We start from the raw sequence: 24,955 nt of genomic DNA, 5'->3' as shown, positions 1-24,955 counted from the left end.
GCGGCACTATGGCCAAACATAAACAACTTAACCGTATCTTAGCCCACCTTGTGCTGCTCCTGGGAGCAGCCGCGATGATTCTTCCGTTCGTCTGGATGGTGCTGACCTCGTTCAAGTCGGTTACGGAGTCCACCTCGATGAATCCCTTTATCTTTGTCCCCAAGACCTGGCGGATGGAGAATTATCTGGAGGTATGGCGGCAGAATAATTTTTTGATCCTGTACTGGAATACGTTTGCGATGATGGCTCTGCGGGTGCTATGCGCGGTGATGTTCAGCGCGATGGCGGCGTATGCTTTTGCCAGACTAAGATTTCCGGGGCGTGACTTCTGCTTCAGTCTGGTGCTGTTCCAGATGATGGTGCCGACCCAGATCTTCATCATCCCGCAATATCTGATGGTCGATGCGCTGGGGATGCGCAATACGATCTTTGCCTTGCTGTTTCCGGGGCTGGTCAGTGCCTTCGGTACCTTCTTATTGAGACAATTCTTCATGGGCCTGCCTAAGGAGCTGGAGGAGGCGGCGAAGATCGACGGCTGCAATATCGGCCAGACCTTCGCCAGAATCATGCTCCCGCTGGTCCGCTCCGGTCTGGTGGCCCTCGGGATATTCACGGCCCTTTTCTCCTTCAAGGACCTGATGTGGCCGATGATCGTCAACACAAGCTCGGACGCGGCGACCCTCTCCTCGGCCCTGGCTAAGATTCAAAGCGCCTTCGCCGTGGACTACCCGGAGCTGATGGCGGCTTCCGTGCTGGCCATTTGGCCGATGCTGCTAATCTACATCCTGTTCCAGCGGCAATTTATCGAAGGGATTGCAACTTCGGGGGGCAAGCTCTGATTGTCCGTTGACTGCAATCTATTGGATCGGTCAGAATATAACGATAGGGCAAGAACGTTACAGAAGCGAATGGAGAATAGATTAAGGAAGGGGAAGCGTCATGAAGAAGTGGAGACCCGGTATCGGGGGCAGCATTGTTCTGCTGCTGTTCACGATTGGCGGCTGTGATACCCGGAGCAGTACAGACGCTTCCCTGCTGTCCGGCGGAGGCGGAGCGGCAGACACCGGCGAACCTGTCACCCTCCGGTACTCCAGCTATCTGCTGGATACGGCACAAGCAGGCAAAGTGTATTTTGACGCGATTGGCGAATTCGAGAAGCTGTATCCCCACATCCAGATCGATGCAGATTTCATCCAGAACAATAATTATACAGCGGGGATCAAGATCCGGCTGCTTGGCGGTGAGAAGGTGGATGTATTCGATACGTGGTCGCCCAGCCTGTTCGAGGAATTCCGCGCTCTGCGGAGCGATATGTACCTGGACCTGACCGGAGCCGATTTCCTCAAGGAATTCTACCCGAACTCCCTGCTGCCGGTTACGGTGGGCGGCCGGGTATACGGAGCGCCGGAGGTCATGCACAGTGACGGGCTGCTCTACAACAAAACCTTGTTCGACTCTTTCGGGCTGGAGGTTCCGCGCACCTGGGACGAGTTCCTTGCGCTCTGCGTGAAGCTGAAGCAGGAAGGGCTTATTCCGGTGGCAATGGATGCGGAGTGGTCCACGGCCCAGTTCTTCTGGGGGTCTATCATGTCGGATAACGGGGCGGATGCCGCCTGGACGAAGAAGCTGGAGAGCGGGGAGATCACTATCGATGATCCGGTGTTCGTGGATGCCATCCAGAAGCACCGGGAGATTATCGACCGGGGGTTCGTGCCGCCCAACTGGAAGAGCCTGAAGCATGAGCAGGCCAAGGATCTGGTCGGCACAGGCCAGGCGGCCATGATTATTACCGGCACCTGGGACATCCCCAGCATCAAGGAGCGGAATCCGGCACAGGATATCCGGTTCATGATGGTGCCGGGCAGTGTGCGGACGGTGCCGAACATCAATGTCGGCACGTACCGGGTGATCAGCTCGCGGACGGAGCATCCCGAGGAGGCCAAGCAATTCGTGGCGTTCATGAACGGCAGGGCTACACAGGAGAAGCTGGCCGCAGGCGCTTTGGCCGTGCCTTCGGTCATCTCGGCCCCGACGGACCGGAGCGATTCGGTCTCGTCCATTGCCGCTGCGGTAACGCGCGAGGACGCCACGCTCTATTGGCCGCATACGGTATCGACCGAGTCGCTCCAGGTGAAGATTCTGGAGGGCGTCAACCAGTATCTTGCCGGACAGCCCATGGAGACCGCACTGGCCAATATCCAGCAGGCGATTGATGAGGCTGCGGCCAAGCGGCAGCAATCAGAGTGACCTGAGCAGGAGATGGGGGATGCCCATAGAATATAGTCAGGGAAGCAGTTGAATATACAGACTGGAAAGGTAGGACGACAATGGTTAACTACAGAACGGCAGCTCCGCACGAACGCGAGGAATACATAGATTTGGCCAACCTTGCCTTCCGCTTTGATTTTGAAATTCTGATGCCCAAGGCGTATGACAAGAGTGTAGATTCATCAGCGATGCATAAGGTTGCTGTGGACGAGCAAGGCAGGCTGCGTGCGCTGGTGGCTGTTTTTCCAGAGTCTCTGACGGTATGTGATCATACGCTGCGCACCGGCTATCTGGGTACGGTATCTGTTCATCCGCGTGCGCGAGGCGAAGGTCATATGAAAGCGCTGATGAACCTGTGGCTTGAAGAGCTGCAGGGTACCTGTGATATGGTTGTATTATATGGACAGCGGCAGAGATATGAGTATTTCGGCTTCACGCTTGGCGGTGTCAAGTTCAAATATACCGTGGCAGAGGCCAATGTCCGCCATGGCTTAATAGGGGTGAATGACACCGGAATATCCTTCAGTCCGCTGTTTGAGGTTGAAGGAGGAGCAGAATTTGCTCATAACATGAACACCTCACGGCTTGCTTATGTTGAACGTAACTTAGAGCAATTGCCGCTGATTTTCAGTACACTCTGTCAAAAGGCACTCGGCGTTCTGGATCAGGGCAAGCTGATCGGGTATCTGGTTGTCAACGAAGCGGGCGATGATATCGCTGAAATCGCGCTGAAGAGGGCGGATGACATTCTGCGGACGATCAAGGCCTATATGGCTTACATCAGCGAAGGGCAGATAACGTTGCACGCGCCGGAATATGACATCCCGCTGAATAAGGCTCTTGGCGGCATTGCGGAAGACTTCGTGACCGAGAACTCGGATATGTATCATATTTTGGATTTCGCCAATGTCCTGAAGGCGTACCTCACGCTGAAGTATAAGACCACAGGCATTATCCCGGGAGAATTCACCGCAGTCATGGACGGACAGCCGGTGACGGCGCGGGTGGACGAAGAGGGCGTGAGCGTCGAGCGGTCAGCCAAGCCGGATGCAGTTGTACTTAGCAGGCAGCAGGCCCAGGCCCTGCTGCTTACACAGCACAGCCGTTATATGGCCTTGCCTGCACCCGCAGGCTGGTTCCCGCTGCCCCTGTTCTGGTACAAGATTGATAAATACTGAGTCATCCGTCGCGCGATAATCCCGGCTGTTCCCGCCTACAGCGACTTGCGGAATTCCGCCGGAGTCATGCCGGAGAAGTTACGGAACAGCTTGATGAAGTAGCTGACGTTGTCATAACCCAGCTGCTCCGCGATTTCCACGATGGTCAGATTCGTCTGATTCAGGAGATCGCGGGCCTGCTCCATTTTCACTCTGGTCACGTACTCGATGAAGGTCAGCCCGGTCTCCAGGCGGAATAACCGGCTGAAATGGGTGGGGTTCAGGCCCAGGCGCTTCGCCATCTCCTCCATTCCGACCTTCTCGCCTATATGATTCATCACATACCGTTTGGCTTCGGCTATTTCTTTGCGGACATTCTGCTTCCACATGGAGCTTAGCATGAGTATTTTATCCTTCAGGAATTCCTCCAGCCATTCCATAAGCTGCTCCAGCGTTTCGAATTCCTGGATTGAGCGCTGGAGCCGCTCACTGTTGAAGTTGCTGACGAAGTTCTGCATGACGACATATTTCAATTCCAGCTCCATCACCATCTTGAGCAGCCAGCTCTTCACACTCTCCACCGGATACTTCTGGTCCCCGATATACTGCTTGATCTCCCTGACCTTGGCCGCAAGCTGCGGGCTGTCCTCCTGCTGAATGCAGTCCCTTAGCTGCTGAAGGATCTCCGAATAATGCACGAACAGGTCCTCGCCGCTGGTCTGGACAGGTGCATACTTCATAACCGCTCCCTCGGCAGTATAGAAGCGCAGGGCCTGGGAATCCAGCAGCGCCTGAATCTGCTTCTTGATATCGATCAGACTTGGAGTAGCCTCCCCGTAAAAGAAGGAAATTCCCATCCGCAGATGCAGCTTCGCCATTCTCTGGACATGCCGGAAGTTATCACGGAACTCCTCATAAAGATTGCGGACGAGGATATGCGGCAAAGGAATGAACAGGATGAACTGCCGTTCCGTCAGCGCGAACTGGATAATGCCGTCAATCTCCAGAAATTCCTGCAGCACATTATCCATTACGAATTGCAGGTTCACGACTCCGCCGAACCGCCTCTCCAGCTCATAGGAGCGCTCCGGGACCGCCAGTACAGGCAGATACGGGGTGCCTTTGTGCAGGCTGATGCCCATCGCTTCGGCTTGTCCGAACCACTCGGCTTCATCCCAGACCGGCTGCTCCACGAACATGCGGATGAACCTGGTCCGGATGGCGGCGTGGTTCTGGCTGACCAGCTTCTCCATCTGGAGATAGTGGTTACGGGATTTCAATTTCACCTCCAGCCGGGCCACCGCTTCCGTCAATACGGCAATCACCTGATCGATCTGCAGACTCTCCTTCAATATATATTCGGCCACATTCAGTTTCACAGCCTTCTGGGCATATTCGAATTCCCCGTGGCAGGACAGGATAATCGTCTGAAGCTGAGGGTTCATCTCCCGCGCCTTCTGGATTAGCTCCAGTCCATTCATCGCCGGCATGCCGATATCCGTAAGCAGAATATCCGGCTGATGCAGCTGGCAGGCTTCCCAGGCCTGTCTGCCGTCCGAGCAGCAAGCCGATAGTTCAAGGCCGAGGGTGTCCCAGGGAATCGAAGTGCTTAAATACTCCAGCACCGGATAATGATCGTCTGCCAGTACTACTTTATAGGTCATGATTATCTGCTCCTATCCGCTTCACGGGCATGATTAACTGTACGGTGGTGCGCCCCCCGTGAATGCTCTCAATGTTCATCTCGAAGCGCTCCCCGTAGATTAGCTTGAGCCGCTGGTAGACGTTGATTAATCCGATGCCGTGAGCGGACTCTGCCACTGGCGTCCCGTCAGCACTCAAGGCGCCGATCTCCGCATCCTTCTGCCTGATGTGCTGAAGCAGGGCTGCGAGCGTATGCTCCTCCATTCCCGTGCCGTTATCCTCGATGGTAATGGTTAGCCTGGACTGAACGAGTCCGATGGTGATGACCACCCGCCCTCCGCCCTGCAAGAACCCGTGCTTGTAAGCATTCTCAATAATAGGCTGCAGGATGAACCTCGGCACCGTCTCCAGCAGCAGCTCTTTGTCCACATGCACTGCATATTCCGTAGGATATCTCATCGTGAACCGCATTAATTCCATATACTGCTTCGTGAAATCAAGCTCACTGGCAATGGAGACGAATTCCTCCCGGCTGGAGAAGCTGGCCCGCAGCATAGCGGAGAGGGAGCCGACAATCGCAGCATTCTCTTCATCCTGCTTCATCAGCAGCTTCAGCCGGATCGAACTTAGTACATTAAATAGAAAATGAGGGTTAATCTGGGCCTGCAGCATCGCAATCTCCGCCTGGCGCTTGAGTTCCTGCTCCGTCTCCACCTGCCTGAGCATCAGCTGTACCCGGTCCAGCATGTTATCGAAGGAGTGCCCCAGGCTGCCGATCTCATCGGCTCCCCGGATGCCCGAGCGGACCATGAGATCCCCGTCTTCCACCCGGCGGGCCGCCTTGCCCAGAACAAGCACAGGCTTGGTGAATCTCCGCAGCAGAACCGTCAGCGCGAACAAGAAGCTGACCGCAAATATCGTCTGAATAATCAGGCCGGTCCGGTTAATCCCATTCAACCTTTCTGTTAGCTGCTCATAGGGAGCGACACTGATGAGTCTCCATCTGGCAAACTTCAGCGGCAGCGAGAGGAGGAGCTGATTCTCCCCCTTGAACTTGACGATGTCAGGGAAGACAAGCTCATCTACAGGCAGCAGATGGTCAAAGCTTGTGCCTATCAGCTCCTGGTTCCGGTTCGACAGAATGTTCTCCTCTTCATCCAGCAGATACACATCCTCTTCCAGTGAAGCAAACCGTTCACGGATCGAAGCCTCGCTGCGGCTGACAATCAGGTAAGCGTAGGGAGCGGCAGTCGTTTCTTCTCTTAAGGCACGCGCTGTCATGAAGATATACGGCTGCTCAGCCTGCAGGGAGGTCAGGTAATTGTCTTCTGCTCCCATAAATAAGGTGTCATACGGAGGGAGCTGCTCCAGCGTAGAGAACCAGCGCCGCTTCAGAAATTGCCGGGGATCATAATCATAGAAGGAATAATCGGAATAGGCATGTCCTTCCTTATCCAGCAGAGTGATCCTCAGATCGATGGTGTCTCCGGCCACCTGCTCCAGGCGGCTGGTCAGGGTCCGCGCAGCTACGGGATTGGTCTTGGCATCCTCCAGCAGGGTCTTGATCTCCGGGTCGAAGTGAACGAAGTTCGACACCGACACCATCTCCTCGAAGATGACATCAATCTGCGACTGGACAATTCTCAGGGACTGCGTGGCCTTCTCCAGGGAATGTTCCCGGATAATCAGCTTGGAATAGACGTTGGTAATATAGAGCATCCCCAGTGCCGGAATGACCAGGCAGGCGATGGAGGTAAGGATTAGCTTTTGCCGGAAGGAGAGCTGACTGAGCCTGTGCTTTTCTTTCATTAATATCCCTCCAGTTGTAGACCTTCACAGACTTATGGTACTTGATTCTGCGGTTCGGCTCATCCAATAAATTTTTCAATTTAGAAAAAATAATGCTATACAAAGTTTTCACCACAGATAAATTCGTTGCATGTGCAATAAAAGTTGCCCTTCTATAATGAAGCTACAAACATAAAAAGAGGTGGATACAGTGGACGTTATTACTGAAGAGGGGACGGCACAACGGTCCGGCAGCCCCGGGATAAGCAAGATGCGCAAGCAATCCTTTTACGACAATATTGCAGGGTATTTATTCATTGCCCCCATGCTCATTCTGACCGTAACGCTGGTAATTATTCCGATTCTCCTATCCGGTGTGATCAGCTTCTCGAACTGGAACTTTGTATCCGGGCTGGACGGATTTCAATTTATCGGTCTGGATAACTACACCCGGCTGGTACAGGACGAGTCCTTTCACCGCTCGCTCTACAACAACCTGATCATGATTGCCGTTGTTCCGGTAGCGATGTTCCTGGCGCTGGTGCTGGCGGTGCTGATCAACAAGGCAACGTATTTCAAAACCTTTTTCAAAGTGATCTACTTCATGCCCTTCATCTCGAGCTTCGTGGCCATCGCCCTGCTCTGGAGAGTGCTCTATCACCCGAACAACGGTCCGATCAACGGCTTCCTCAGATCTATAGGGATCGAGCATCCGCCCATGTGGCTGGCTGATCCCAAGTTCGCCCTGATCTCGGTCATGATTATTATGGTGTGGACTTCACTGGGCTTCAACATGGTCATCTATCTGGCGGGCCTTCAGAATATCTCACGGGATTTGTATGAAGCCGCCGATGTGGACGGGGCCTCACCGCTCAGACAATTCTTCAAAATTACACTGCCGATGCTGTCGCCTACGTCCTTCTTCCTGCTGATCACAGGAGTTGTCGGGTCCTTCAAGGTCTTCGATCTCATTATGGTGTTAACCGGCGGCGGCCCGGCAGGCTCAACCTCAGTTATTGTCTACTATCTGTATGAGGTGGCGTTCGTCAATCTGGAGTCGGGCTATGCTTCGGCGATGGGCATTATTCTGCTGATCCTCATCCTGCTGGTGACCTTGTTTCAATGGGTCGGACAAAAGAAATGGGTCAACTACTAGGAGGTATACACATGCGATCGATCAAGCTTAACCGTGTTATTGTTACCGTTTTCATGGGGGTAGCGGGCATCCTGTTCATCATGCCGTTCTTATGGATGCTCTCCGCCTCCTTCAAGCCCGAGCTGGATGTGATGAAATATCCGATAGAATGGATTCCGTCGAAATGGAATGCGGTGGAGAACTACAAGCAGGTATGGGCGGGAGCCGTGCCGTTCACACTCTATTACTGGAACACGACGAAGGTTACCCTGATGTCTACAGCGCTGTCGCTGATTATCTCCGCTATGGCGGCTTACGGCTTCTCCAAAATCATTTTCAAAGGGCGGGACATCCTCTTCCTGGTTGTCCTGGCCACCTTCATGATTCCGACGCAGGCCATTCTGGTTCCGCAGTTCATCATGTACCGCTGGCTTGGACTCTTCGACAGCCATTTCGGCCTGGTGCTGCTTGCCGCCTCCGGCGTGCTGGGAACCTTCCTGCTGAGACAGTTCTTCCTGGGAATCCATGATGAAATTATTGAATCGGCGCGGATTGATGCAGCGGGCCATTGGACGATCTTCATGCGGATTGCCATGCCACTGGTGCAGCCAGCCCTTGCTACCTATATGATTCTCCGCTTTATCTGGACCTGGAATGATTACCAGAATCCGCTGATCTTCCTTCGTTCCGATTCATTGTTTACCCTGCAGCTGGGCATCCGGAAATTCGCTGATTTCAGCGGCGAGTTCTACTCCTTAATGATGGCAGGTGCCGTATCAGCCATTCTGCCATTGTTAATTATTTTCATGATCGGCCAGAAGCAGGTGATTGAGGGAGTTGCGATGGGCAGTGTCAAAGGCTAGACTAATTACATTACAGGGGGCCAAATCATGTCAAAAGTAAAACGCAATCTATTCATCGCTATACCGCTGTTATCCCTGCTGGTATCCGGTTGCGGAGGGGCCGGCAATGCAGAGAAGGAGCCGGCGGCAACGGGTGCCGGAACAGATGCAGAACAAGCGGTAACCATTAAGCTGAGCAACTGGTACGCCAAAAAAATGGACAACTGGGATATCGTCATTGCCGAGTTCGAGAAGCAGCATCCGAACATTAAGGTGGAATTTGCCTCTGCGGAGGACAACAACTCCAACGAGTATTATAAGAAGCTGGACCTTGCGGTGGCCGGCGGCGATGATCTGGATATCCTCATGTTCAGTAATATGACCTTCCTGTCCCAGCGTGCAGGGCTCGGTATGATCCAGCCGCTGGATGATTATCTGGCGAAGGACGGCATCAATTTCAAGGATGAATATACAGCCGATACCAGCATTGACGGCAAGGTCTATGGACTGCCCGGCAAGTCCTCCCAGGGTCTGGTGATCATCAATGAGGATCATTTGAAGGAAGCGGGACTTGAGCTGCCTAAGGATTGGACGTGGGATCAGTATATGGATTACGCTAAGGCGATGACGAAGAAAACGGGCGATAAGACCCGGTATGGCACCTACTTCCACAGCTGGATTCAATACGGGTATGTGGCACAGACCTTCGGACAGGCGGTGAATGCGAATCTGACTACCGATGACGGCAAGACCGCCAATATTGACAATCCATTCATGCGCAAGTCGCTTGAGCTGCGGCTTCGGGGAGAAACGGAAGGCTCCGCAACCCCGTATTCCGAGGTGGTCAGCCAGAAGCTGAACTACAGACCGCAATATTTCAACCAGGATACCAGTATGCTTGTCACCGGCTCCTTCCTGATCCCGGAGACTGGCGGAACGGAGACGATTCCGGCCAGCTTCAAGACCGTGTTCGCTCCGCTGCCGAAGATGAAGATCGAAGATCCGATGTCCTCGAACGTGAGCGGGGATGTCCTGAGCATCTACAGCAAGTCCAAGCATAAAGACGAAGCCTACACCTTCATCCGCTGGTTCTCCACCGAGGGGATTGTACTGCAAGGGAAGAATATTCCGTCCTGGAAAAAAGCTGACTTGAAAGATGTGGTGGACCGGATTATCGCAGGCAGCAAGACCCCGGAAATGATCGACAAGGCTTCGCTGCTCTATGTTCTGGAGAATACTATACCGACTACAGCAGCTACAGCGGTGCCTTATCACGCAGAGCTGGAGAAGGTGCTGCTGGAGGAGTTCGACAAAATGCTGCTGTCCGGTCAAAGTATTGATGATACGATTCAGCATGCACAAACCAAGATTCAGAAGATTATTGATTCCAAATCCTAAGAGCAGATATCACAGATTTAGATAGGAGTGCTGCCCGTGCTGTATCCAATAATGACGGAAACCCGCAGTCTGTACGATCTGGGCGGGGTATGGAATTTCAAGCTGGACGATGGCTCCGGCTGGGACGAGAGCTGGCAGGCATCGAAGCTCACAGATACGATCCCTATGGCGGTGCCCTCGGCTTACAATGATCTTGGCGTAAGCCCGGAGATTCGTAATCATGTCGGCTGGGTCTGGTACGAGCGGGAGCTGACGCTCCCGGCGAACATCCTGAATGAACGGCTGGTGCTGCGCTTCGGCTCGGCTACCCATAAGGCGAAGGTATTTATCAATGGAAGCTTGGTAATGGAGCATGCCGGCGGCTTCCTTCCCTTCGAGGGCGTAATTAACGGCTATATCCGCCCTGGAACGAACCGGTTGACGGTGGCTGTTCATAATGTCGTGGATTACACGACACTGCCTGTAGGCCTGTACACAGAGACTGAAGGCCCGGACGGGAAGACCAAGGTGAAGAATCAGCCGAATTTCGATTTCTTCAACTTTGCCGGATTGCAGCGGCCAGTGCGGATCTACTCCACGCCGCAGACCTTCGTTCAGGACGTTACTGTAGTGACCGATTACAAGGAGGAGCAGGGGAAGGAGAGGCAGGGGATAGTCCGCTATAGCGTGGACATTAGCGGAGAAGCGGAGGTCCGGGTCACGCTACTGGATGAAGAGGGGAAGGCGGTCTGCTCAGGTTCAGGGCGGTCCGGCACTCTGGATTTTCCCGGCGTGATCCTATGGCAGCCGTTGAATGCCTATCTGTACACCCTGAAGATTGAGCTTCTGCAAGCGGAGCAGCTGGTTGATGTCTATAAGCTGCCGTTCGGTGTGCGGACGGTAGAGGTGAAGGACGGGCAGTTCCTGATCAATGGCGAACCGTTCTACTTCAAGGGCTACGGCAGACATGAGGATACCCCGTTCCATGGACGGGGACTGGATGAAGCCGCGAACATTATGGATTTCAATCTGATGAAATGGTCCGGGGCCAACTCCTTCCGCACGGCGCATTATCCGTATGCCGAGGAAGTGATGCGTCTGGCCGACCGTGAAGGCTTCGTCGTGATTAATGAGACTCCGGCGGTAGGCTTGGATCTTAATTTCCTGGTGATGTTCTCAGGAGGTTCGAAGAAGGATACCTGGGCAGAGGTCCAGACCTTCGGGCATCACCAGCAGGTGATCCGGGAGCTGATTAACCGGGATAAGAACCATGCCTGTGTAGTGATGTGGAATGTGGCTAATGAACCAGCCTCTTATGAGGATGGGGCTTATGAATATTTCAAGCCGCTGATTGAGCAGTTGCGGGAAGAAGACCCGCAGCATCGTCCGGTTACGCTGGTAACGCATATTGAGGCTTCGCCGGCGAACGACAGGATCTCTGAACTGATCGATGTGCTGGCCTTCAACCGGTATTACGGTTGGTACGTGGACGGGGGAGATCTGGAGTCGGCGAAGGACAAGCTGCGGCTGGAGCTGGAAGCCTGGACCCGGCGTTGCCCGGGCAAGCCGATGATGATGACCGAATATGGAACCGATACCGTGGCCGGACTCCATGATGTGGAGCCGATCATGTTCACGGAAGAATACCAGGTGGCGTTCTACCGGGCGAACCATGAAGTCTTCGACGAGTTCCAGGATTTTGTGGGCGAGCAGGTATGGAATTTCGCCGACTTTGCCACCAGCCAGGGCATCATCCGCGTGCAGGGGAACAAGAAGGGCATCTTCACCCGTGACCGCAAGCCCAAGGCGGCAGCCCACGAGCTGCGCCGGAGATGGACGGCTATACCGGATTTTGGGTATAAGAAGTAGATTGAGTTTAAGTTGCAGCGTAAGTTTGCAAGCCTGCGAACCTGCAAGCCTCCCGTTACGGGAGGCTTGTTTTTTTGCCGCACTCCGAACTGTTTATTCCTGCTTGGCGTACCTTCCAGGGGATACTCCGGCGATCTTGGTGAAGCTGCGGATGAAATTGGCGTAATCGCTGAAGCCGGATTGATAACAGGCCTCGGTAAGGCTAAGCCCGTCGCGGAGGTAAGCCTTGGCCAACGAAATCCTGCGGTCCAGTATGTAGGAACGTAGCGTCAGGCCTGTGTGCTGTTTGAACTGACGGCTAATATAGGTGCTGTTCAAATGAAAGGTGTTGCTAAGCTGCTCCAGCGTGATGGTCTGCTCCAGATGGGCGTCAATGTACTCCATAGTCTTACGGACCAGCTCCGGCATGATATTGGCAGGAACGATACTTGTCTTATGAAACGCCGCATTGGTTAGCACCAATAATTGAGCAAGCATGCTGTTGGCGAGGATATCTGCTCCATACGCATCCGATGAGAGGGCCTTCTCCAAGTCACCGGTCAACCGTAGCACCTGTTGAAGCTCGGCTTCCTCCAGATGCACAATGTTGCCCTTACCCTTCGGACGGTAGTCGAAGCACCAGGATAGCGGGGTAGCCGGAGTAGACAGGCGGTGCAGATAGGATTTTTGGAGATTGATCGTGATCCGTTCGTATTCTGATTCATCCTGGCTGAAGGAACGGTGCATCTCTTCCGGATTCATCACAAGCAGATCACCTCGTTCCATATGGTAACAGCTGTTCTCAATATAGAAGTTGACATTGCCGCGCAGGAACAAGTATAACTCATACGCTTCATGGCGGTGATAGAAGGTCCCCATATTATAGGTAGTCGTCCTGTGCAGGTAGAGGAAATCTTTATGGATAGGATCATACCGCAGCTCAAAAGGGTCGTTCATCGGTAACCTCCAGGTCATTTGGCGCAATAGATCGCGCGGAATTCGCAAGGATTCTTCTCTGGAACTACTTTAAAATGTCATTATCCTAGCATGTCAGGATATGAATTGCAAGCGTTGTATTGTACACACCGGACTGGAGGATAGGATGATGGAACTGATCATAACGGCAAGAAGCAAGCTTCAGGAAGATCCTGAATATACCGGATTGAACGGACATGGATTACAAGCATCCGTCGAGATAACAGGCGGAGCAGGCAGTGCCGTGCAGCCGTATCAGGCATCTGTAACGATCACGAATCTGAACAGCACGCCGTGGTCGGGTGTCATTCATGTAGAGCTGCCGTTTGCGAAGACAGCCCCGCGCTTTTTTCTTCCTGCCTTTATGTATGGGCGCAACCGCGGAGAGGCACCGCAGAATGTTCCGAATGAGTTCCCGCGGCTTAGAGACGGCCAACCCTCGCGTCCTTCTTCTCCCTGGTGGATGGTCCGAAGCGACCGGCTGTCGCATCCGGCGGCGCTGGCATATGACAACGGTAAGGTATGGGGACTGTGTGCCAGCCCTTACTTTGTACACCAAGATGGGGTGAAGTCCCAGTGGAGGCCCGGGCATGAAGGGGAGTTCTACCAGTATGGCGGCTTCACCTGCTCACTTGCCAAGGGAACGGTCGGCTATACACTGGGGTATGAGAATGCTCCGCTTCTGTTCATCAAATCGCGTCTTGTCAAGGAACGGGCACCGCTGGAGGAGAACTGCTTTGAACTGGCGGCCTCAGAGTCTGTAGCGTTCATGCTGGATCTGTATGACTACAAGGCTGAGTCTGAGCTGGGCATTAATACTGCGCTGGAAGACATCTATTTCCGCTATCATCAGCCACCGAGATCTGGAAGTGATATGCGGACCGCTGCGGCCGATCTGTCGAAGGCGATCTATCAATATGCGTGGCTGCCTGAGGACCGGAGCTACACTACCTTCGTCTATGAGGACAAGGAGACGGGCGGGTACCGGTATAATAAAATCATCTCGACCAGCTGGACAGACGGTCTGACTGTAGCCACTCCTATGCTGATGGCTGCGCTGCGGCTGGGGGATGAGCCGATGCGCGGGCAGGCACTCTCCTGCATTGAGAATATCATCGGGAACTCCCTGAATCCGGCTTCCGGTCTCCCTTACGAGGCCTATCAGGACGGGAAATGGAGTATTAACGGCTGGTGGTTCGACGGAATGCGTACTCCGGGACATTCCGCCTATCTGTGCGGACAGGCCTTATTCTATATTATGAAGGCCTATGAATATGAGAAACGGCTCAAGCATGTCGTTCACGAGGAGTGGGTGGACTTCGTGCGGAAGATTCTCCCCGTACTGGAACGAAGCCGGAATTCGGACGATGAATACCCGACGATTCTCTCCGAGCGAACCGGTGCCGGGCTTGAATACGATTCCTTCAGCGGAACCTGGATTATGGCTGCAATCGCCTACTACAGCTGGCTAACCGGAAACCGGTCGCATCTGGACAGCCTGAAGCGCAGCGAGCGGCATTATTATGAGACCTATGTGAAGCGGATGGAATGTTATGGGGCGCCGCTTGATGCGGATAAGGCGGTAGATTCTGAAGGGATTCTGGCGTACATCCGTGCGGTCAGATATCTGCACGCCCTCACAGGAGATGAGCTGTATCTGGATCATATGCGGGATGCGCTTGCTTACGAGTTCACCTTCAAATTCGCCTATAATTCACCGGTTAAGGTGCCGCCGCTCAGCACAGTGGGCTGGTCCAGCTCGGGGGGGAGCGTGACCTCAGTCGCCAATCCGCATATTCATCCCATGTCGAGCAGCGTGGTCGATGAGCTGTACTATTATGTGAAGCGGCGTGAAGATCCGTATGTGAAGCAGCGGATGCTGGATACCGTCGGCTGGGGCTGTCAGACCTACAACCGGTATGACCGGGAATTCGATCACGGCTTGACGGGCTGGATGTCCGAGCGCTTCTGTCATTCCGAAGGGCTGGTAACAGAGACCTACAGTGACGGCTCACCGGCCAGCACCTGGTTCTGTCTGATGCCCTGGGCCAGCGGCAGTATTATTGAAGGTCTGGTTGGCGATTACTGGGAGGCGGACAGCGAGTAAAGCTGTTCATTCTCAATGTTGATATTCTGTCAAAAATATGGGGCTGTCCCAAAAGTGACAGCCCCTTTTATTGTGGGAACGAAAAACAGCATACATTTGCTGATGCGCAGGCGTGAGGCCTGAATGTATGCGAAAAACAGCATATATTTTGCTGATACGCAGGTAATGTCGGAGTGTCCCCTCCCCCAGGTGCTCATGCTGAATCTACTCCAGCAGAAAGAGCTATCCCAAGCAGCCGTTTCATGGTTTCTGGGACAGCTCCGATTAAGCTACCGTAAATTTCATACCAGCTGTCTGCAATACTTTTCCTTGAACTTCAGTGACCCCGTCTTCTGCGGAGACCGGAATTTCCAGTGCTGCTATAAGCTTTGTCCAGAACTTAACCGCTTTTACATTCGATTTGAACATCCCCACCTCGTACTTGCCCGGATGCAGTGTGAAGATTTGCATGACCGCATCTTTGGCTATATCCGTGCCTCTGTATTTGGGCAATACAAACAGCTCCTGCACTGAATAGTCCACTTCCTGTGCAACATAAGGAGGAGAGGTAACCAGAATAAACCCAACGATTTTGCCATTAAACGTGATGAAGTAAGGATGCAACCGTTCATCCCTATAATATGGCGAGATGTCTTCCATTTCGTAGATGCCTTTTGTTCCAACATCCTCCTGTGAGTAAGCAGAAAGCTCGTAGAGATAATAATTAAATAAGTTCTCAAATTGTTCCTTGTTTGTATCTGTTATTGGTTGAATTGTCGCCTTCATCTTAATCCCCATAATATTATTCTCTTAACCTACTGTATCAGCACATTACGCCGAACGTAAGGGAAAAGACCGCTATAATGAACCTTACCTTTTTCAAAAGAATGCCCGGGCACTTACGGCAGCATCCCTGCCCGGTATCTGCCCGGAGATACTCCGGCTACCTTGGTGAAGCTGCGGATGAAGTTGGCGTAATCGCTGAAGCCGGACAGCTCGCAGGCGGCCGCGACGCTCTTGCCGGCGGCAAGGTGGCTCATGGCCAGGGAGATGCGCTTATTGACAATATAAGAGCGGATGGTAAGTCCCGTATGCTCTTTGAATTGCTGGCTTATATATTTGCCGCTGTAATGAAATTCCTGCTCCAGCTGAGCGGAGTAGATCGGTTCGAGCAGGTGCTCCTCGATGTAGGACATCGTCATCCGGACCAGCTCCGGCATGAGATTGTGCGGCAGGGCGGAGGAGGATTGCTGCAGGGTATTAATGAATACAAGCAGTCGGGTGGCATAGCAATCGGCCAGCAGGTCCTGTCCGTAATCCTGCGAGTGGAGGCTATGAATCAATTGGTCCGCCAGCCGGGAGTAGAAGGCGCACTGTTCACGGGAGAGCCGGATCAGTGTGTTCAGCCCGGAGGGTGAGGATTGGAAGCAGGCCAGCAGATTCGTCCGGCTGCTGGACAGCCGCTGAAGGGCGGACCTTCTCAGATTCAGCCCGATCCGTTCATACGGCTGGTTGTCGGCACAGACGCACCGGTGCATCTCACCGGGCCGGATCAGGAGCAGATCGCCGGGGGCCAGCTGGTAACAGGCCTGCTCCACATACATATAGGCATTGCCTCTCAGAAACAGGTAGATTTCGTAAGCATCATGCCGGTGGTAGGGCTGAGCCGGGTTGAGCTGCTCCGTGGTGGTTGACTTGTGGAAGCAGATCATTTCTTCCGGGATCGGGGTGAACACATATAGGACATCCTGTTCCATGGCATACATTCCTTCAAATGGTAATATTGGGATTATCGGTATCCGCGCAATATATTCTCTCTGATGTGCAACGACTAGACTAGCAGATATTTACTATAATACAGGAAAAGGAAGCGCTTGCAAGTGCTGCAAGAATCATGGACAAGCCTGTATGGCGTTCATCTGCCGCTTCTAGCAGACAGGAGGTGTGGCGGGAGAAGATCCGGCAGAACTGATAGGTTAAGAATATTTCATATGAAGAGGAGCTGAAGCAATGAAATCAAAGTTCAAAAAATCACTGTTGACCCTATTGGCTAGTGTGACCATGCTGTCTGCACTGGTGATTCCCCCGCCGCCCAAAGTAAATGCGGCCAGCGATGTGACCGTCAATCTGTCCGACCAGAAGCAGGTAATTCGCGGGTTCGGGGGTATTAACCATCCGGTCTGGATCGGGGATCTGACAGCCGCGCAGCGGGAGACCGCCTTCGGCAACGGGGCGAACCAGCTTGGATTCTCGATTCTGAGAATCTCTGTAGACGAAAACCCGAACAACTGGTATAGGGAGCTGGATACGGCCAAGGCAGCCATTGCCAAGGGAGCGATCGTCTTTGCTTCGCCGTGGAATCCGCCGAGCAGCATGACAGAGACCTTCAACCGCAACGGGAATCCTTCAGCCAAGCGTCTGAGATACGACAAGTACGGCGCATATGCTCAGCATCTGAATGATTTCGTGACGTACATGAAGAATAACGGGGTTGACCTGTATGCGATTTCGGTGCAGAATGAGCCGGACTATGCCGAGACCTGGACCTGGTGGACGCCTGCCGAAATGTTGAACTTCATGAAGAATTATGCCGGTGCGATCAACTGCCGTGTCATTGCGCCGGAGTCCTTTCAATATCTGAAGAATATGTCTGACCCGATTCTGAATGATTCCCAGGCGCTGGCCAATATGGACATTCTGGGGGCGCACTTGTATGGAACTCAGGTGAACAACTTTGCCTATCCGCTCTTCAAGCAGAAGGGTGCAGGCAAAGATCTGTGGATGACCGAGGTCTACTATCCTAACAGCAATAACAACTCGGCCAACCTGTGGCCGGAAGCGCTGGAAGTGGCATACCATATGCACAATGCGCTGGTTGAAGGGGATTTCCAGGCCTATGTATGGTGGTATATCCGCCGTCAATACAGCCCGATGAATGAGGACGGCACGATCAGCAAGCGCGGGGACAGTATGGCCCAGTTCTCCAAGTTCGTCCGTCCGGGTTATGTGAGAGTGGATGCCACGAAGAACCCGAATAACAATGTCTATGTCTCGGCCTACAAGGGAGATAACAAGGCAGTTATTGTCGCTATTAACAAAAGCACATCGGCCGTAAGCCAGAAGTTTGTCCTGCAGAACGGGACGGCCTCGAGTGCCTCGGCATGGATCACGGACGCGAGCCGCAAGGTTGCTGCGGGAGCATCCATCAATGTATCGAACGGTTCCTTTACAGCCCAGCTTCCGGCGCTAAGTGTAACGACCTTTGTAGCGGAACTTGGAAGCGGGGGCGGTACCGGCTCGGGAACGACTTATGAGGCTGAGACAGGCACCACACTGACGAATGCGGCCGCAGAGACAGTCAATGCCGGTTATACGGGCAGCGGCTACGTCAATTTTAATGCGGCAACGGATGCTGCGATCCAGTGGAACAGTGTGTACTGTGCGGTGGCCGGAACCAAGAATCTGAAATTCCGCTATGCCCTGGAGAGCGGCACAAGAAATCTGGATGTGTATGTGAACGGCAGCAAGGTTATCAGCAATGCCGCGTTTACCGCAACGGGTGCCTGGTCCTCCTGGGGGGAGAAGACGGTTCAGGTCCCTATGAATGTCGGCAATAATACGGTAAAAGTGGTGACTACCGGTACGGAAGGCCCGAATGTGGACAGCATTACTGTGACCGCCCAGTAGGCTCTGGAGCCTCATCGGTTCAATAGGCTGAAATTTAATCCCGGCTTGTAGACAGCAGCTTGCACAGTGCGTTTACGGGCCGGGATTTTTGGCATTCCGCGACATCGTTTAAATTTGAAAGAGAATAGTGTTATTTTAAAATGAATCGTGCATCCTTCTGCTACAAATGTCCAAGTTCAGTTGTTAAGATATTACCAGGTAAAAACATGTAAGCGCATACAAGAGGAGGAATCTCTAGGATGAGTAAAAAGATCAGGAGAAAGGCACTCTCGGTTTCAATGGCTGGCGTGCTGCTGCTGTCCGTCATTACCCCTATGCCATTCTCTAACCCGCTTCAAGCTGCTCCGGCTGCTGCCGTTCAGGCCGCAGTTGCCCCGGCACAGGTAACCGCGGACTGGTACAAGACTTACCAGACGATGGATGGTGTTGGCGCCGCTTATGCTTACACGGATTCCATCCATATGCTGCAGCTGGCGTCGGCCGGACATCAAGACACTGTCAGGCATCTGCTGGATCTGACCTTCAGTGAACAGGCAGGAACAGGCCACGATATTGTCCGGGTGATCATCGGCGACAACGGCGGCCTGACGACTTCCGGGGCTACGGCGGCCAGCCCGGGCTTCAACCCGCTCACCAGTCTTCTGGCCGATGTGAATAATCCCGGCTTCGATATTGAAGGCAATGCTATTCCCCTGCGTGGAACGGGCGGGCAATATGGATACAAAATAGAAGCGGAGAACCGCTATTACGATGGCAATACCGACAGTATCTGGCCTGTTGAACCGGAACACGCTCCAGGGACGCTGGTGCCTGTGCAGGATTTCGTATGGGATTATCCTTCCTGGGATCAGCCGGCCGCGAATGACGATGGAGGCCCAACCAATCTCCTGAGCGCACCGGGGGATCATCCTGTGGTAATCAAGAATTCACCGCGTACCCGCAAAGAGCTGTTCGATGTGGATCAGGTCTGGACAATGCGCCAGGCGATGCAATACGGCGTCAAGCAGTTCTACGCTTGTACATGGACTGTGCCTTACTGGATGAGCCAGTCTTCGACAGGCTCCCCGAATAAGATTGTCCGCAGCGATACAGCCACGATTAATGGAAAAGCGGTGAAAATCTATTATCAGGCCTATGCCGATTATCTCGTGAATTATATCCGCGGAATGTGGGAGCAATACGGAATTCCGATTACCCACATCAATCCCTTTAATGAGGTTGATCTCGCGGGCGGGTCAGCCGCGTACGTTACCGAGCTGATTAACGGTTACATCGGTCCTGCCTTGAAGAAGTCCATGCAGCCGGGCGGCGACCTCTACGATATCAAGAATCCGGACGGCCAGCTCATTGACTTCATTCCCCAGCTTGCCGCCGTGGACGGCACCAATCTGAACGCTTCCTTAAGCAGAGGCGGCGAAGTGTTCAGTCAGACCGACCCTGACAATGCACTGGACAAAAACCCTTACCTCGACGTATTTACCACCCATCTGTATGGAACGGTCGGGATCGGCACGGATGAGAACAAGCTCTACCATACCGGTGACTTCTCCCAGAGTCCGCTGGATTACTCCAAGGATGGAAGTAAGTATCCTGAGTACCTGACCAAATACAAGCTCTGGCAGGCCGAGTTCATGAATCAGGATACCGGTGACGGATCGGCCGGTGCCTACACCCAGCGTTACGGCAACCAAAATATCAATGACGCTGTACGCTGGTCCAATCTGCTGACCAATATGTTCAGCAGCAACCCCGGATTTAACGGCTTCGTCTGGTGGAGCATGTGGGACAGCAACGGTGCGGACGGCTCCGACCTGATCCGCTTCGTGACGACCAACTCCCAGCAGGAGCCGGGACGGATCAGCACGCTGACGGGGGAATACCGGCTGTTCAAGCGCTTCTACGGCTATGGGCATTTCTCCCGGTTCATGAATCCCGGAGATGTACGGTTTGATGTGACACGGGTACCTGCGGCCGATATCAACGTGGTCGCCTTCAAGAACCCGGATACCAATGATTTCTCGATGACAGTATCGAATGCCAAGAATGATGACAGCGTTCAGCCGCTTGAATTCAATCTGAAGGACTTCCCGGCGGGCACGACAAGCGTAACCGTGTTCCGGACTTCAGGCAGCGAGAATCAGAAGAAGCTGGCCACGATTCCGGTAACGGGCGGCAAGTTCGTTGTTGACATTCCGTCGGCCAGCATCGTAACGGTGGTTCCGTCCCAAGGCAAATTCGCCACCTACCAGGGGCTTGACGGAGAACGGGATATTTTCTCAACGCTGGAAGCAGAGGGGAATGACAACAGCGTGCCCGGCAATAGTGCAGGTAATGCGGGCCGTGCGAATGAGGCAGTGACACTGGGTGCAGGCGGTTATCTCGCCTATAGAAACCTGAACTTTGCAGATGGCTCCGCGAACGGCGGCGTTGTACGCAGACACTTGCTGTACCTGACCGCCCAGAGTAAGTCGGCTCAAGGAGGTAAGCTGGCCGCCTATGTGCTTCCGGTGGGAACCGCTGTCGGCAATAGCACCGATATCCTGTCCCAAGGCACGCGCGTAGCAGAAATTCCGGTACCAGCCAATGAGGTATACGGTAAATTCCAGGACATGGTCGATACAGGCGATCTTAGTGCTTACGGCCATAAGGATCTCTATATTGTGGCTGAGCCCAATGGAATTGAAGGTACCATTACCGTTGACCGCTTCCTGTTCGGAGCAGGCGATGCCGACTGGAGTACTGCGGCTAATAACTCTACAGTATCCATACCAGGCAATCTGCTGCTCAACGGGGATTTTGATACGGCGACCGCTTCCAATACAGACAACTGGTCTGCCGGACGTTACAACAAGGGAACCTTTGAGCCTGCTGCCGCAGGACCTGTGTTAACGGCGGATACCATACAGAGCTATTCGGGTCTGTCACGTTACCTGAAGAACAGCACCACCTCGAAGGTTGCCGGTTCCGGCAAGCTTGCTGGCCGCATCGACGCTGCGCAGCAGTATGACGGAATGTGGCAGGATGTTACCGGTAAGCTGAACAAGGGAGAGAGCTATAACTTCAAGGGCTACTTCCTCTCGATGATGAGCCGTCCGGAGAGCTATGATGTGGCTGCGGAGCATCCGGGTGATGTCGAAGCGGCGCTGGTGTATTACGACGGGAACGGGAATCAGCTCGGCATGACTCCGATCAATGGCCGCGATATGCCTGAACCGTACGCAGCCCGTGAAGCCGGTGATCCTGCATACTGGGCGGGCGGCAAATTCATCGGACGCATTCTTGAGGGCGGGCCGCTCAGCTTAAGCTCCTTCCAGCCTGTGGATGTGAAGGTGGCGGACTGGCATGAGACGCCTAATGCTCCGTTTACCTATGATGAGCCGGCAGGTACGGCCAAGGTGGTGCTGGCGGTGTATGCAAAGGATGCCAACATCCTCTACGCCGATCAGCTATCACTGACGCCGGAGGCTGTGACTTCGCGCAATATTTTCGTGGATGGCGTTCAGCCGTCTAACTTCGATGCCGCGAAGTATGAATACAAGTACACGGTTACCGGGAACACCGTGCCGAAGGTAACGGCATCAACCAATGACCCGTCTGAAATCGTAAGCATCTCCCAGGCGGACAGTGCGCAAGGCACGGCAGTAGTCCGGTTCGTCAAAGGAGCACAGATCAAGACTTATAAAATTTTCTTCAGTACCAACGAGGTGGTTGATTTCTCAAATGGCCTTCCGGCGGGCTGGGAAGTCATCAATCCGGCTGATCCGCAGACTGCCCTTGGCTATAGCGCGGAGGGCGCGGCCATTCAGACCTTGAAGGGCGACACGGAATATCCGGGCAGCCATAATATGCTACAGATGCCGGGTTCGGCTGAAGGTAACTGGACACTTACAGCGAAGCTTACGGTAGACAAACCGCTTAATGATTCGTCGATGGGTGAGAATTCCCAAGCAGGACTTGGCATCAGCCGGACTACAAACGGTGAATTTTACCGGATCAATGCCAGAAAGGTAAGCGCCAATATCAAAGTGAATAATTCGGGGTTAATAGGCAATCAGCCCTTCACGAACAATACGAATCAGACGAATCTGAGCGGCACGAACTATTATTTGCGGATTGTAAAAGAGGGCAATGTGGTTCAAGGGTATTTCTCCACGAACAGCGGTTCTTCCTGGACGGCGATGGGCAATCCGTCAACGTATACCCCGGACTTCTTCAAGGATGCCAAGGTGCAGTTGTACGGAACCAATACGAGCGCTGTAACGGACTTCAAAGTCACCTTCTCTGGGGTCACACTGGTGAAGACCCTGGGCGAGACGGGACAAATCTGGCCTGAGGGAAGCAAGCTTGAAGCTACCGGTGTTACGCGCAACGGGGTTACCTTATCGTGGCCGGCGGCAATGGATAATCTGGGTGTTACCGGCTACCGCATCTACAACGGGATCGATGCCGAGCCGCTGCTTGTAACCGGCATTGAGCCGGTGGATACCGGAGCCGGAGCCGTATACCGTTATGAGGTATCCGGGCTGCTGCCGAACACGCAGTATACCTTCAAGGTGGAGGCAAGAGATGCTGCGGGGAATTGGAGTAAGGACGGACCGAGCGCCATGGTGACCACTCTTCCGGGTGAAGACATCACACCGCCGGTCTGGGCGGAAGGAAGTACACTTGCCGCTTCCGGCATCACAAGTAGCGGGCTGACGCTAACCTGGTCGGCTACGGCCACAGATGACAGCGGCATCTACGGTTACCGGATTATGAACGGAACCGGAGACCAGCCGATTACGGTTACAGATGCTGTGTACACGGAGACCGTAACCGGTGCTGTATATAGTTATCAGGTAACGGGATTACAGCCGGGTAAGCAGTATACGTTCAAAGTGGAGGCAGGCGATATGGGCGGCAATTGGAGCGAGGTTGGGCCTTCGGTGTCAGCAACCACGCTGCCTGCTACCGACACCACACCTCCGGTCTGGACGGAGGGAAGTCAGCTTGAAGCTTCACAGATTACAGCATCCGGCCTTGTTCTAACCTGGACGCAGGCTGCTGACGATACGGGAGTAACAGGCTACAAAGTCTATAAGGGATCGGAGGAGATGGCAGCGTTGCCTGGCATGGTGCTGCGGTATGAGGTAACCGGGCTTGCTGCGGGAACAAAGTATCATTTCTCGGTGCAGGCCGGGGATGAGGCTGGGAACTGGAGCACGAATGGTCCCGCCCTCTCTGTAACTACGCTAAAAGACAGCAGCGGTCCGTCTGAGCCGACGCCAACACCAACGCCGAAACCAACACCAACACCAACACCAACACCAACACCGACGCCAATATCCACACCAGCGCCGACATCTGCGCCAGGTTCTATCCCGTCATCTGCACCAACGCCTACCCTTGTGCCTGGAGCAGTAGTGTCGCCATCGCCGTCACCAGCTGTAACTTCGGCACCTTCACCGGTGCCTGCCAGCCCATTCCAGGATGTGCAGGCCAAGTATAGATGGGCTTCTGAGGCGATTGACACGCTATACGGGATGGGTATAATCACAGGAATCTCCAGTACCACGTTTAACCCGGAGAAGAACATCACGAGAGCGGATTTTGTGCTGATGCTGGTGCGGGCACTGGGACTTGAAGCAGAGGCAGATTCCAGCTTCGCGGATGTCAATCAGGCAGCCTATTATTATGAAGCATTGGGCATCGCCAAGAAGCTGGGAATCATCCAGGGAGTAGACGGAAGCAGGTTCAATCCGAAGGGAGAAATCACCAGACAGGATATGATGGTCATCGCTGCCAGAGCACTTATGGCGGTGAACAAATTGACGGTTAGCGGCAGTGCGGGAGACTTAAACGGCTATACGGACAGCAGTAAAATAGCGAAGTATGCCGTAGATAGTGTAGCCGCTCTGGTCAGAGACGGCATCGTGCGGGGAGACGGCATATCCATTCATCCCGCCGCAGCCACCACCCGGGCGGAAGCCGCCGTCATGATTTTCCGTATGCTGAAGAAGTAATGAAGTAACACCCCGCAGGTAAAACCATAGAATCACATCAAATACCCCTCACGGCCGCGAGCGTCCACCCATCGGAAGATGGGCCGGATTTCGCTGGCCGGAGGGGATTTTTGAGTAATATAAACTCCCGCGTACCAAGCTCAATC

At 53.7% G+C, this 24,955-nt stretch carries 15 protein-coding genes; 10 read left to right on the top strand and 5 right to left on the bottom strand.

The window, feature by feature from the left end:
* Window positions 1-8: 8 nt before the first annotated feature.
* The 3 genes from MKY96_RS16480 (at window position 9) to MKY96_RS16470 (ending at window position 3,446) form a co-directional block, all read left to right on the top strand.
* The gene (locus tag MKY96_RS16480) at window positions 9-839 is read left to right on the top strand and encodes a carbohydrate ABC transporter permease (protein WP_340941702.1); all 831 of its coding nucleotides are present in this window, start codon (window positions 9-11) and stop codon (window positions 837-839) included.
* A 100-nt stretch (window positions 840-939) separates the two neighbouring features.
* Window positions 940-2,247, top strand: a complete 1,308-nt coding sequence (locus tag MKY96_RS16475) for an ABC transporter substrate-binding protein (protein ID WP_340941701.1) — start codon at window positions 940-942, stop codon at window positions 2,245-2,247.
* 80 nt (window positions 2,248-2,327) lie between these two features.
* A complete protein-coding gene (locus tag MKY96_RS16470) occupies window positions 2,328-3,446 on the top strand; it encodes a GNAT family N-acetyltransferase (protein WP_340941699.1) in 1,119 nt (372 codons plus the stop codon).
* A 35-nt stretch (window positions 3,447-3,481) separates the two neighbouring features.
* Here MKY96_RS16470 and MKY96_RS16465 read toward each other — a convergent pair whose 3' ends face one another.
* Complete coding sequence (locus MKY96_RS16465) at window positions 3,482-5,089, bottom strand: response regulator transcription factor (protein WP_340941698.1); 1,608 nt, start codon at window positions 5,087-5,089, stop codon at window positions 3,482-3,484.
* Entirely contained in the window at window positions 5,079-6,878 is a 1,800-nt protein-coding gene (locus MKY96_RS16460) for a sensor histidine kinase (RefSeq protein WP_340941696.1), read from the bottom strand. Before MKY96_RS16460 ends, MKY96_RS16465 begins: the two co-directional genes overlap by 11 nt.
* A gap of 190 nt (window positions 6,879-7,068) precedes the next feature.
* Between MKY96_RS16460 and MKY96_RS16455 the strand changes: the two genes are divergently transcribed.
* The 4 genes from MKY96_RS16455 to uidA are packed head-to-tail and all read left to right on the top strand — an operon-like array spanning window position 7,069 to window position 12,080.
* A complete protein-coding gene (locus MKY96_RS16455; protein WP_340941695.1) occupies window positions 7,069-8,013 on the top strand; it encodes a carbohydrate ABC transporter permease in 945 nt (314 codons plus the stop codon).
* 11 nt (window positions 8,014-8,024) lie between these two features.
* Window positions 8,025-8,855: a carbohydrate ABC transporter permease gene (locus tag MKY96_RS16450; RefSeq protein WP_209875756.1), complete on the top strand. Its 831-nt coding sequence runs from the start codon at window positions 8,025-8,027 to the stop codon at window positions 8,853-8,855.
* A 27-nt stretch (window positions 8,856-8,882) separates the two neighbouring features.
* The gene (locus MKY96_RS16445; protein WP_340941693.1) at window positions 8,883-10,232 is read left to right on the top strand and encodes an ABC transporter substrate-binding protein; all 1,350 of its coding nucleotides are present in this window, start codon (window positions 8,883-8,885) and stop codon (window positions 10,230-10,232) included.
* 36 nt (window positions 10,233-10,268) lie between these two features.
* Complete coding sequence (gene uidA, locus MKY96_RS16440) at window positions 10,269-12,080, top strand: beta-glucuronidase (RefSeq protein WP_340941692.1); 1,812 nt, start codon at window positions 10,269-10,271, stop codon at window positions 12,078-12,080.
* A gap of 93 nt (window positions 12,081-12,173) precedes the next feature.
* On the opposite strand, the gene MKY96_RS16435 is transcribed toward uidA, so the two are convergent.
* Window positions 12,174-13,016 (bottom strand): AraC family transcriptional regulator, encoded by an 843-nt coding sequence (locus tag MKY96_RS16435; RefSeq protein WP_340941691.1) that lies wholly within the window; start codon window positions 13,014-13,016, stop codon window positions 12,174-12,176.
* Window positions 13,017-13,164: 148 nt separating this feature from the next.
* Here MKY96_RS16435 and MKY96_RS16430 point away from each other — a divergent pair, with 148 nt between their 5' ends.
* Entirely contained in the window at window positions 13,165-15,141 is a 1,977-nt protein-coding gene (locus tag MKY96_RS16430; protein ID WP_340941690.1) for a hypothetical protein, read from the top strand.
* A 264-nt stretch (window positions 15,142-15,405) separates the two neighbouring features.
* On the opposite strand, the gene MKY96_RS16425 is transcribed toward MKY96_RS16430, so the two are convergent.
* Window positions 15,406-15,918: a GNAT family N-acetyltransferase gene (locus tag MKY96_RS16425; protein ID WP_340941688.1), complete on the bottom strand. Its 513-nt coding sequence runs from the start codon at window positions 15,916-15,918 to the stop codon at window positions 15,406-15,408.
* Between the two features lie 101 nt (window positions 15,919-16,019).
* Window positions 16,020-16,877, bottom strand: coding sequence for an AraC family transcriptional regulator (locus tag MKY96_RS16420; protein WP_340941687.1), 858 nt, complete (start codon window positions 16,875-16,877; stop codon window positions 16,020-16,022).
* Between the two features lie 253 nt (window positions 16,878-17,130).
* Here MKY96_RS16420 and MKY96_RS16415 point away from each other — a divergent pair, with 253 nt between their 5' ends.
* The gene (locus tag MKY96_RS16415) at window positions 17,131-18,807 is read left to right on the top strand and encodes a carbohydrate-binding protein (RefSeq protein WP_340941686.1); all 1,677 of its coding nucleotides are present in this window, start codon (window positions 17,131-17,133) and stop codon (window positions 18,805-18,807) included.
* A gap of 239 nt (window positions 18,808-19,046) precedes the next feature.
* The gene (locus MKY96_RS16410) at window positions 19,047-24,809 is read left to right on the top strand and encodes an S-layer homology domain-containing protein (protein WP_340941685.1); all 5,763 of its coding nucleotides are present in this window, start codon (window positions 19,047-19,049) and stop codon (window positions 24,807-24,809) included.
* Window positions 24,810-24,955: the final 146 nt, after the last annotated feature.

It is taken from the genome of Paenibacillus sp. FSL R7-0302, from assembly GCF_038006885.1.
Classification (GTDB): domain Bacteria; phylum Bacillota; class Bacilli; order Paenibacillales; family Paenibacillaceae; genus Paenibacillus_AQ.
Note: the sequence above shows the minus strand (reverse complement) of the source record. Positions and strands in the feature narration are given on the sequence as shown.